This is a genomic window from Phytoactinopolyspora endophytica (assembly GCF_004138495.1).
Taxonomy (GTDB): domain Bacteria; phylum Actinomycetota; class Actinomycetes; order Jiangellales; family Jiangellaceae; genus Phytoactinopolyspora; species Phytoactinopolyspora endophytica.
Genome location: NZ_ML142863.1, coordinates 17,342 through 28,557, shown reverse-complemented (window position 1 = coordinate 28,557; position 11,216 = coordinate 17,342). Strand labels below are relative to the sequence as shown.

The window sequence follows — 11,216 nt, the reverse complement described above, 5'->3', positions numbered from 1 at the left end:
GCACGCCCTGTCACGTCCGTCTTGCGCGTTATCACACCACTTAACGACTCTAGAGGAAGCAAGAGGATGCCGAACTTCACTGCGGCGGACGTCAAGAAGCTCCGCGACGCCACGGGTGCGGGCATGATGGACGCCAAGAAGGCACTGGAAGAGAGCGGCGGCGACTTTGATAGTGCCGTCGAAGGGCTGCGGATCAAGGGTGCCGCCAAGGCGGCCAAGCGCAGTGCCGAGCGTACGACGGCCAACGGCCTGATCGCCGCCGAGGGCCCGGTCATGATCGAGCTCGCATGTGAGACCGATTTCGTGGCGAAGAACAGCGATTTCCAGAAGCTCGCCACCGAGATCGTCGCTGCCGCGGCCGAAGCCAAGCCGGCGGACGTCGAGGCACTGACGGCGGCCGCGCTGCCTGATGGGCGGACGGTGGCGGATGCGGTCGCGGCTGCGGCGGCCGTGATCGGCGAGAAGATCGAGGTGCGACAGGTGGTCGTCTTCGACGGCCCTGTGGCGACGTACCTGCACCGCAGGTCGGCCGACCTGCCCCCGCAGGTGGGCGTGCTGGTCGAGTACGCCGGTGACACCGTCGACGCCGCTCGCGACGCCGCCATGCAGGTGGCTGCGATGCGTCCGCAGTACGTCAGCCGCGATGACGTCCCGGAGGACGTAGTGGCCAGCGAGCGGCGGATCGCCGAAGCGACCGCCCGCGAGGAAGGCAAGCCGGAGCAGGCCCTGCCGAAGATCGTGGAGGGCCGGGTGAACGGCTTCTTCAAGGAGAGCGTTCTGGTGGAACAGCCCTCCGTGAAGGAGTCGAAGAAGACGGTCGGTGCCCTCCTCGAAGAGGCGGGTGTCACGGTGCGGCGCTTCGCGCGGTTCGAGGTCGGCGCCTGACGAGAACCTCCGGTGGTCATCGACCGTTCTCCTATTGAGAGAATCGGCCGATGACCACCGAGGCGTATGAGACGGTGGATGACGCGGAGGGTAGGCACTCATGACCGAGCCAGCGACCGAGGACGCACCGGCCGCAACGGATAACGACGAGTCGGCCACGCCCGGCACCGCGACGTCTGACTTTGCGACGAGCGAGACCTCCACATCCACCGCTATGCCGTCTCCTCCCGGTGGACGGCGAGTGATGATCAAGCTCTCGGGCGAGGTGTTCGGCGGTGGTGAGGTCGGCGTCGATCCTGAGGTGGTCAAGCAGATAGCGGGTCAGATCGCCGCCGTGCTCAGCGAAGGCGTGCAGGTGGCGGTCGTCGTTGGTGGTGGGAACTTCTTCCGTGGGGCAGAACTGCAGAACAACGGCATGGACCGGGCCCGTGGCGACTACATGGGGATGCTCGGCACTGTTATGAACTGTCTTGCGCTGCAGGATTTCCTGGAGCAGCGCGGTGTGGACACCCGGGTACAGACGGCCATCACCATGGGGCAGGTGGCTGAGCCCTACATCCCGCGGCGGGCGGCCCGTCACCTGGAGAAGGGCAGAGTGGTCATCTTCGGGGCCGGTGCCGGGATGCCGTACTTCACCACGGATACGGTCGCGGCGCAGCGAGCCCTGGAGATCGGCTGTAACCGGCTGCTGATGGCCAAGAGCGGTGTCGACGGCGTGTACGAAGCCGATCCCCGCCAGGACCCGACAGCGCGCAAGTACGTCAGCATCACCTACCGCGACGTCATGCGCCGCCGGCTCGACGTGGCAGATCCGGCGGCCTTCAGTCTGTGCGCCGACAATAAGCTTCCCATCGTCGTCTTCGGCCTCGGTGAGGATCACGGGATCGCGCGAGCGATCCGTGGTGAGCCGATCGGTACGATCGTCGCTGCCGGGGTGGATACTGTCCTTGCCGATGCGGGAGACTAGCCACCTCTTGGAAGGCACCGAAAGATGCTCTGCGCGCGTCGCGAACCGTGGCGGGCAAGCGGTCAGGGCGCATACGAGGCATAGGGAGCAGCGGTGATCGAGGAAACACTATTCGAAGCCGAAGAGAAGATGGAGAAGGCCGTATCGGTCGGCAAGGAAGACTTCTCGTCGATCCGGACCGGGCGCGCCCATCCGTCCTTGTTCAACAAGATCGTCGTCGACTACTACGGATCAACGACGCCGATCAACCAGCTGGCGTCCTTCCACATCGCGGACGCGCGGATGATCACCGTGCAGCCGTATGACAAGTCGTCGCTGGGGGCCATCGAGCGCGCCATCCGCGACTCCGATCTCGGAGTCAACCCCGCGAACGACGGCCATCTCATCCGAGTGGTGCTCCCGCAGCTGACCGAGGAGCGCCGACGCGACTACATCAAGCTCGCGCGGGAGAAGGCCGAGGCCATCCGGGTCTCCATCCGTAACATCCGGCGGCATGCCAAGGAGACCCTGGAGAAGCTCGTGCACGACGGAGAAGTCGGAGAGGACGAGGTCGCTCGCGCCGAGAAGCAGCTCGAGTCGATGACCAAGACGCACGTCGACCAGGTCGAGGAACTGCTCAAGCATAAAGAAGCCGAGCTCCTTGAAGTCTGAGCTCATGGTGCCCAGGCCGGCTCCGTCATTGTGCGCGCTGGAAGGCCGCTGGTTTGGCCGTGACTGACGAGCCTGCCGCCCCTGCCCCGGGCGAGGACCCGGATCGATCCGCCGCGTCCGGAGGTCACGGTCCGAAGCGTGCCGGGCGGGATCTGCGTGCGGCTACCGGTGTGGGCGTGGGCCTCGGCGCCGTCGTGCTGGGCACTCTGTTCACGTTCCCGGCGGCGTTCGCGGGCGTGGTCATCCTGGTCATGGTGGTGGCTGTCTGGGAGCTGGCGCAGGCGTTCTCGACGCGGGGGATCACTGTGCCGGTGGTGCCGGCGCTGCTCGGTACCGTGCTGATGCTGGTGGGTACCTATGTCGCCGGAACATCTCCGCTGGTCGTCGGACTGGGCCTGACCGTCATGGCGACATCTGTCTGGCGGTTGGGCGACGGTTCTGTCGGTTACCTTCGCGACGTCACGGCCGGGATCTTCATCGTCGTCTATGTGCCGTTCTTGGCGGGGTTCGCCATGTTGATGGCCCGCGCCGACGACGGTCACTGGCAGGTCTTCGCGCTGCTGGCCGTGGTCGTCGCGTCGGACACCGGCGGCTATTTCACGGGGGTGCTGATCGGGAAGCACCCCATGGCACGCAGCGTCAGCCCGAAGAAGACCTGGGAGGGATTCAGCGGGTCACTGTTGCTGGGTGTCGCCGTCGGCGTGGCCGTGGCAGTGCTGGCGTTCGACGGTCCGTGGTGGGGTGGTGTCGTGCTCGGCGTCGTCGGGGTGGTCGGTGCTACCGTCGGTGATCTCGGCGAGTCGATGATCAAGCGGGATCTCGGGGTCAAGGACATGAGCTCGCTGCTCCCGGGACACGGCGGCATCATGGATCGCCTCGACTCGCTGCTGCCAAGCGCACCGCTGATCTGGCTGGTGCTCGAATACGTCCTGTAGATAAGTCGGCCGGACACTGGTCGGCGTGGGAGAATCGTCGTTGTTATGCCTGAAAACGCATGTCTAACGGGCCCCGGTGGCCGAAACGCCGGTGAGTCGGACACGAGTGAGACCGTCGCGCTCGACGACGTCGATGCCGCCGATGGGCGCGCTGACACCGTGGAACCCGCCGACGTCGCTGGGTCCGTCGAGCTCGCCGAGCCGGACGTGGCCGGCGCCAATGCTCCTCGGCCCGGGGAGCTTCAGTTGACGCCGGTGCGGCGGGGAAAACCGCCGCAGCACCTTGCCGACCTCGACACAGAAGCGCGGCGCCGGAGCGTCGTCGATCTCGGGCAGAAGGCCTTCCGCGCCGACCAGCTATCCCGGCAGTACTTCGCCCGGTTCGTCGGGGAACCCGGCGAGATGACCGACATTCCAGCCGGAGTCCGGGACGAGCTCGGCGGCGCCATGCTTCCGCAGCTGGTGACGCCGGTCCGGAACATCGACACCGACGACGGTGCGACCCGCAAGACGCTGTGGCGCCTGTTCGACGGCGCGCTGGTGGAGAGCGTGCTGATGCGATACGGGGGAACGACGTCGGACTCGAAACGGTCAGGCACCGGAAACGGTGACCGGGATGTTCGGTCGAGCCGGCGGGACCGGGTCACCATCTGTGTATCCAGTCAGGCAGGCTGTGGGATGAACTGCCCGTTCTGCGCGACGGGCCAGCAGGGCCTGACCCGGAACATGTCCACGGCGGAGATCGTCGAGCAGGTGGTGGCAGGCTCTCGGGCGCTCGCGGCCGGCGAGATCGCCGGCGGGACCGGACGGGTCACCAATGTGGTGTTCATGGGCATGGGCGAACCGATGGCCAACTATAAATCTGTCGTCACGGCCATCCGGCGGCTCACCGACCCGGTTCCCGAAGGACTCGGCATCAGCCAGCGTGGGGTGACCGTCTCAACAGTTGGACTGGTGCCGGCCATCGATCGGCTCGCTTCGGAGCAACTCTCCGTGACATTGGCATTGTCCCTGCATGCGCCGGATGATGCGCTGCGCGACGAGCTTGTGCCGATCAACACCCGCTGGAAAGCGGGAGAGGCGCTGGACGCCGCACGGCGGTACTTCGATCGGACCGGCAGGCGTGTGTCCATTGAGTATGCGTTGATCCGCGACATCAACGACCAGGAATGGCGGGCCGATCTGCTGGGTCGGATGCTGACCGAACGAGGGCGCGGATGGATACATGTCAACCCAATTCCGCTGAATCCGACACCTGGGTCGAAATGGACTGCTTCTGAGCCCGAGGTGGAACGGGCGTTCGTTGCGGCGCTTGAGCGACACGACGTTCCCGTCACTGTGCGTGACACCCGCGGACGTGATATAGACGGGGCCTGTGGGCAACTGGCGACCACGAACGCCTAAGATGCCTGTCAGCTTGAAGTGGGACAACTAGCAAAGTGCTCTAGACTACGTTCTGCTTGGGGTGGCCGGTCACGGGGGTCGGCAGTCGGCGGCGAGCGGATCAACCGCTCGCCTGTCGTGCTGCGCTGCGTGACCGGCCGTTCTCGTAACAGGAGGAGTGTGACGACGCGGTGGCTGTGAGTCGCGAACCTGAATTCCGTACGGTGCGGATGCGTGAGGGGTATGACCTCGACACTGTCGATGACTTTGTCGATCAGGTCATCGATGCGCTGGACGGCCGGTCAGGGGCCAAAGGCATCACGCCTGAGCGGATCGAGGCCGAAGAGTTCAAGGTCGTCCGGATGCGCGAGGGCTACTCGATGGACGACGTCGACGACTGGCTCGACGCGGCCGCGGCCGAGCTGCGTAAAAAGCGGCATGCGGCCCAGCAGGCGCAGCAGCATCAGTACGCGGCACCTGCGCAGCAGCACCCCCAGCAGCACCCTCAAGTCCATCCACAACCGCCACAGGTTCAGCACGCCCAGCAGATGCCGGATCAGACCTGGGCGGCCGCGGACCATGTCGGACTCAATACGGCACCGATCTCGCCGGTCGGCCCTCCGGCGGCCCCGACCCCTCCGGTGAATCCAGCACCGCCGATGGGTACGCCGCCGCCGATGAACCCGGCCGCGGGGTACCCCCCGGCTGGCGCGCCTGGATACCAGGGGTATGCCGAGCCGCCGGTCGGCAGTGACCCGCTGACCGACTCCGCGGTGAACGAGCTCGACCCTGCGCTGCGCGCGCTCGACCCGTCGTTCGGTGAGACGGGCCAGTACACCGATCCAGGGCACTACCCGGAGCAGGCGCAGTTCCAGGAGCCGGCGCAACGGACACATCAGCAGCCGGCGGTGAACGGATACGAGACCGCCACGGACGACCCCTCGCTGTCCGACGTGCGCACACCATCGACCGGGCTGCATCACGTCGAGATCTGGACCCGTGACATCGACGCTGCGACGCGGTCCTTCGGGTGGCTGTTCGAGCGGCTCGGCTGGACACTTTTCCAGGTGTGGGACAGCGGCCGCTCCTGGCAGTCTCCGGGCGGCGGGCCCTACGTCGTCATCGAGCAGTCTCCTGACCTCTCCTGGACGCCATACGACCGCAAGGCGCCCGGGCTGAACCACCTGGCGCTCGCGGTGCCGGAGCGGTGGATGGTGGACCGCATCGTGTCCGAGGCGCCGACATACGGCTGGCGGCTGATGTTCGCCGACCGGCACCCGTACGCTGGAGGGCCGCACCACTACGCCGCGTACTTCGAGAACGAGGAAGGTTTCGAGGTCGAGGTCGCCACTCCGTAGACAATGGCGCGCTGAAGGTCTCAGCTCGCCTCCGGACGCTGGACCGGAGCTTGTTGAGCGTCAGTGACGCATATCGGCGAATTTGCGAGCCCTTGACGCAACTAGCGCTCAACAAGCGGACCAACCGGGCGCGTCACCGGTTCGGGTTTCCGGTCGTGGCCGCGTCCGCCGGAGGAATGTCCTGTCGACTGGTCTGTCGGCCTGAGAACCGATCGCGTACGGTAGCGAACCATGATGTTCTTCGACACAGCCGGTGTGCCGGTTCCTCATGGGTCCGAGCGGGATCATGCCTGACTCCGACGTTACCGCTCTGACGTCGGAATTGATCCAGATCGACACGACCAACCGCGGGGGCGGGGACGGCCGGGAACGGCCCGCGGCCGAGTACGCGGCCCGCCGTCTGAGCGAGGCAGGCATCGAGTCGACGCTGCTGGAGTCGGCGCCGGGCCGGACCAACCTGGTGGCCCGGATCGCCGGCTCGGAGCCGGAGCGACCCGCGCTTCTGGTCCATGGGCATCTGGACGTCGTCCCGGCGAACGCGGCGGACTGGCAGGTCCATCCGTTCTCCGGTGAGATCAACGACGGCATGGTGTGGGGCCGTGGCGCGATCGACATGAAGAGCATGGTCGCGATGGTGCTCGCCGTCGCCCGTGCCTGGGCGCGGGAGGGACGTGGGCCCCGCCGCGACGTCGTCGTCGCCCTCACCGCCGACGAGGAGGACACTGGGAGCTTCGGCGCCGGTTGGCTGGCGGACCAGCGTCCGGACCTGTTCGAGGGCTGTACAGAGGGTGTGAGCGAGTCCGGAGGGTACACGCTCCATGCGAACGGGCGGCGGCTGTACCCGATCGGTGCCGCGGAGCGGGGCACTGCGTGGCTGAAGCTGACCGCGCGCGGGTCGGCAGGGCACGGCTCGAGGGCGCACCGGGACAACGCGGTCGCTGCGCTGGCGGCGGCGGTCAACCGGATCGCCGAGCACCGCTGGCCGGTACGGCTGACGCCGACCGTGCGCGCCGCCGTCGTGAGGGTATGTGAGGCATTGGACGTGCCGATCGATCCGGACGCCGCGGACTTCGACCCCGACGCCATGCTGGCGCAGCTGGGCCCTGCCCGGCGGTTGCTGGAGAACACGCTGCGCAACAGCACCAACCCGACCATGCTCGAGGCGGGCTACAAGGTCAACGTGATTCCGTCAGCGGCGACGGCGCACGTCGACGGTCGGGTCCTCCCGGGCGCCGAGGAGGAGTTCGAGAAGACCGTCGAGGAACTCACCGGGCCGAACGTGGACTGGGAGTACTACCACCGCGAGGTGTCGCTGTCCGCGCCGGTGGACTCGCCGACGTTCGCGGCGATGGCCGATGCGGTCCTGGCTGAGGATCCCGGTGGGCACGTGGTGCCGTACTGCGTGGGAGGCGGAACGGACGCCAAGCAGTTCTCCCGGCTGGGCATATTGGGCTACGGCTTCGCGCCGCTGACCATGCCGGAAGATCTCGACCTGCAACCGCTGGTGCATGGCGTGGATGAGAGGGTGCCCGTGGAGGCGCTGGAAGGCGGCGCACGCATTCTGGATCGGTTCCTGAGCTCCGCGTGAGCGGCTGTCTCCCATGATCATCAAGGCTTAGCCACATGATCGTGGGTCCAGTAGTTGATGATCATGGCAAAGAAGGGTGAATGAGACGATGAGCGAAACGGCTCCATGCGGGGCGTGGCGGTCGTCGATCGACGCCGGCCTGGTCGCGCACGTGGACGGGCGTCCGGCCTGGATCAGCGTGTACGACTCACAGCCGTGGTGGATCGAACCGATGCCCGCTGAGGGCGGCCGGATGGCGCTGCTGCGCAGGGTGGAAGAGCTGCCAGAGCAGCCGGATCCCCTGGTGGTCGACGACGACACGTTCTACGAGGAGTACCTGCTGGCCCAGGAGCCCGAGGAACACGACGACGTCGTGCTGCCGGCGCCGTGGAACATCCGCAGCCGTGTCCACGAGTACGGCGGGCGTCCCTATGTGCTGGTGCCCTCCGATCCCGGGCCGGTCGTCGTCTTCTCCGAGTTCTCCGACCAGCGTCTCTACCGCTTCCAACCGGACGTCGACGCGCGGCCACAGCCGTTGACGCCGGAGCCCGGCCGCCCGTCCGCTCTCCGCTACGTCGAGCCGATCGTCGGTCCGGACGAGCGCGAGGTGTGGTGCATCCGCGAGGAGCTGACCGGTCCGGCCCCGACAGACGTCGCCCGCGCGCTGGTCGCCGTGCCGCTCGACGGCTCGGCGGCCACCGACCCGTCGGCCGTGCGTACGCTCGTCGTCGACCGGCATTTCCTCGCCTGCCCGCGCCGCTCTCCGGACGGTGGCAGGCTCTCCTGGATCGGCTGGGACCATCCCTCGATGCCCTGGGACTCGACCGAGCTGCGGGTCGCGGCGATCGACGACGACGGCTCGGTAGGGACGCCGGTGACCGTGGCGGGCGGCGCCGACGAGGCGGTCGTCCAGGCTGAATGGGATTCGGGCGACGCGCTGCTCTACGTCTCCGACCCGACCGGCTGGTGGAACCTGCACCGGGTCGCGCTGGGGCCGGACGGGCACGCGGCCACGGCTCCGGTCAACCTCTGCCCGCGGGAGGAGGAGTTCGGCGGGCCGCTCTGGCAGCTGGGCATGCAGTGGTTCGCCCCAGTGGGGACGGATACGGTGGCGGTGATCCACGGCCGGTCCTCGACGCGGCTCAGCGTGCTGGACACGGCGTCGGGTGAGCTGCTGCCCCTCAAGGAAGACGGAAACACTGAGTGGGCGGCGACGCTCTTCTCGCTGGGGAACGACGTCGTGTACGGCGTCGCCGGCAGCCCTGACCAGCCGTACCGGGTGATGGGGGTAAGCACGCTCGCCCGTCACTCGATGGCGCTGACCGATCCGAGGTACGACGAGCGCCCGGGCGGCCCAGGCGGTATGGGACCCGTGGGTCCCGCCAGCCCGCGCGACGCCGGTGAGGCTGACGCCGTCTCGGTGCTGCCCCCGCTCTGGCGGGTCGGCCGCGGTCACCTGCCGGAGCCTGAAGCGCGCACCTTCGCCGGTAAGGACGGCCGGGAGATCCACGCGAGCCTCTATCCGCCCCGCAACGCCGGCTTCACCGCGCCGGAGGGTGAGCTGCCGCCGTATGTGGTGTTCGTCCACGGCGGACCCACCAGCCGGGCGCCGATGGTGTACGACCTGGAGGTCGCGTACTTCACCAGCCGAGGTATCGGCGTCGTGGAGGTCGACTACGGCGGCTCGACGGGGCACGGCCGGGAGTACCGGAACCGGCTGCGCGCGAACTGGGGCGTCGTCGACGTGGAGGACTGCGCGGCCGTCGCGCGGGCGATTGTCGACGACAGGCTGGCTGACGGGCGACGGTTGGCGATCCGCGGCGGTAGCGCCGGCGGCTGGACGTCGGCGGCCGCGCTGGTGTTCACCGACACCTTCCGGTGCGGCGTCATCAAGTATCCGATCCTCGATCTCGCCGGCTGGCGGACCGGGGAGACCCATGATTTCGAGTCGCAGTACCTGGAGAGCCTCGTCGGGCCGTGGCCGGAGGCGGAGCCGCTGTACCGGGAGCGTTCGCCGATGACCTATCCGGAGCGTGTCACCGCGCCGTTCCTTCTGCTGCAGGGGCTGGAGGACGAGATCTGCCCTCCGGTGCAAGCGGAGCGGTTCGTCGAGGCCATGGCCGGGCGAGGGATCCCGCACGCCTACCTGACCTTCGAGGGGGAGCAGCACGGCTTCCGTAGGAAGGAGACGATCGTCGCCGCGTTGGAAGCCGAGCTGTCGCTCTATGCTCAGGTCTTCGGGTTCGAACCGGCCGGAGACATCCCCCGGCTCCCACTTCGAAGCCGACATCCGCATGCCGGGTAGCACGGGTCTGTTGCCATGCGACACGAGTCCGGACGTGTCGCGTGCCTCGTGCCCGTGGTGATGGTACGGTAGCGTGCCTGCCGCTGATGAGATGAGCCGTGGCGACGGACCACGGTGGCCCACACGACAGACTCCGGGAATGAGCCCATGAACAACATGCAAGCATTGACCCGGCCGCGAAAGCTGACGGCGGGTGACCGCGTCGTCGTCGTCGCACCCAGTGGTCCGGTCGACAAGGACCTGCTCGATGCCGGCTGCGAGATCCTGAGCGCCTGGGGCCTCGAGGTCACGCTCGCGCCGCATGTCGCCGATCAACACGAGCGCGTCGCCTATCTGGCAGGCAGCGACGAGGCGCGGGCCTCGGATCTGCAGCAGGCCTGGTGCGACCCGTCGGTGGCGGCGATCTTCTGTGCCCGGGGCGGCTACGGCGCACAGCGGATGATGGACATGGTCGACTGGTCCGCTGTGGCGGCTGCCGAGCCCAAGGTGTTCGCTGGGTTCAGCGACATCACGGCGTTGCACGAGGCGTTCGCCAACTGTGTCGGTGTCGCTACCCTGCACGCGCCGATGGTGGCGGTCGACTCGTTCGTGTACGACGCGGCGACGTCGGAGCATCTGCGGCGGACGTTGTTCGAGCCCGAGTCGGTACTGACGCTGAGCTCTCCCACCGCACAGACGATTGCGAACGGCGGCGGTGGCCCGGTGGCGGGTGTGACCGTCGGCGGCTGCGTCAGCCTGCTCACCTCCGAGCTGGCGACTCCCACCGGACGGCCGAATCTTCACGGGGGGATCCTGCTGCTCGAGCAGGTCGGCGAGAAGGCCTACCGGCTGGACCGCGATCTCACGCACATGCTGCGCACTGGATGGCTGGACGGCGTGGTCGGCGTCGTTCTCGGCTCGTGGCATGACTGTGAGCCGATGGACGACGTCGTCGTGGAGCGACTGGGCGATCTCGGTGTCCCGATCATCAGCCGATTCGGTTTCGGGCACGGCGACAGCACGCAGACCATGCCGCTGGGCGTGTCCGTGACCCTCGATCCGGGCGCCGCCACACTGACGCTGGACACCCCGGCGCTCAGCTAGGGGCCGCTTGGCGTCCCGTGCCAGGACAGGGGCGCTGCGTCGTCGCCGCGTCTCTTGGTGACCTGGGCGGAAAGCGGTAACC

General features: G+C 67.7%; 9 protein-coding genes. All 9 read left to right on the top strand.

The genetic code is table 11. The annotated features are described in order from the left end of the window. Nucleotides 1-66 precede the first annotated feature (66 nt). On the top strand, nucleotides 67-885 hold the full coding sequence (tsf, locus tag ELR45_RS24340; RefSeq protein ID WP_129668670.1) for a translation elongation factor Ts: 819 nt from the start codon (nucleotides 67-69) through the stop codon (nucleotides 883-885). Nucleotides 886-1,099: 214 nt separating this feature from the next. Further along, complete coding sequence (gene pyrH, locus ELR45_RS24335) at nucleotides 1,100-1,852, top strand: UMP kinase (RefSeq protein ID WP_129668783.1); 753 nt, start codon at nucleotides 1,100-1,102, stop codon at nucleotides 1,850-1,852. A 93-nt stretch (nucleotides 1,853-1,945) separates the two neighbouring features. Next, complete coding sequence (gene frr / locus ELR45_RS24330; RefSeq protein ID WP_129668669.1) at nucleotides 1,946-2,503, top strand: ribosome recycling factor; 558 nt, start codon at nucleotides 1,946-1,948, stop codon at nucleotides 2,501-2,503. Nucleotides 2,504-2,562: 59 nt separating this feature from the next. After that, complete coding sequence (locus ELR45_RS24325) at nucleotides 2,563-3,438, top strand: phosphatidate cytidylyltransferase (RefSeq protein ID WP_129668668.1); 876 nt, start codon at nucleotides 2,563-2,565, stop codon at nucleotides 3,436-3,438. A 45-nt stretch (nucleotides 3,439-3,483) separates the two neighbouring features. Beyond that, the gene (gene rlmN / locus ELR45_RS24320) at nucleotides 3,484-4,842 is read left to right on the top strand and encodes a dual-specificity RNA methyltransferase RlmN (protein WP_129668667.1); all 1,359 of its coding nucleotides are present in this window, start codon (nucleotides 3,484-3,486) and stop codon (nucleotides 4,840-4,842) included. A 209-nt stretch (nucleotides 4,843-5,051) separates the two neighbouring features. After that, nucleotides 5,052-6,179, top strand: a complete 1,128-nt coding sequence (locus ELR45_RS24315) for a VOC family protein (RefSeq protein WP_129668666.1) — start codon at nucleotides 5,052-5,054, stop codon at nucleotides 6,177-6,179. Nucleotides 6,180-6,465: 286 nt separating this feature from the next. Beyond that, nucleotides 6,466-7,767 (top strand): M20/M25/M40 family metallo-hydrolase, encoded by a 1,302-nt coding sequence (locus ELR45_RS24310; protein WP_205857179.1) that lies wholly within the window; start codon nucleotides 6,466-6,468, stop codon nucleotides 7,765-7,767. An 88-nt stretch (nucleotides 7,768-7,855) separates the two neighbouring features. Then, entirely contained in the window at nucleotides 7,856-10,051 is a 2,196-nt protein-coding gene (locus ELR45_RS24305; protein ID WP_129668664.1) for a S9 family peptidase, read from the top strand. Nucleotides 10,052-10,198: 147 nt separating this feature from the next. Then, the gene (locus tag ELR45_RS24300; protein ID WP_129668663.1) at nucleotides 10,199-11,134 is read left to right on the top strand and encodes a S66 peptidase family protein; all 936 of its coding nucleotides are present in this window, start codon (nucleotides 10,199-10,201) and stop codon (nucleotides 11,132-11,134) included. The last annotated feature ends 82 nt before the right edge of the window (nucleotides 11,135-11,216 follow it).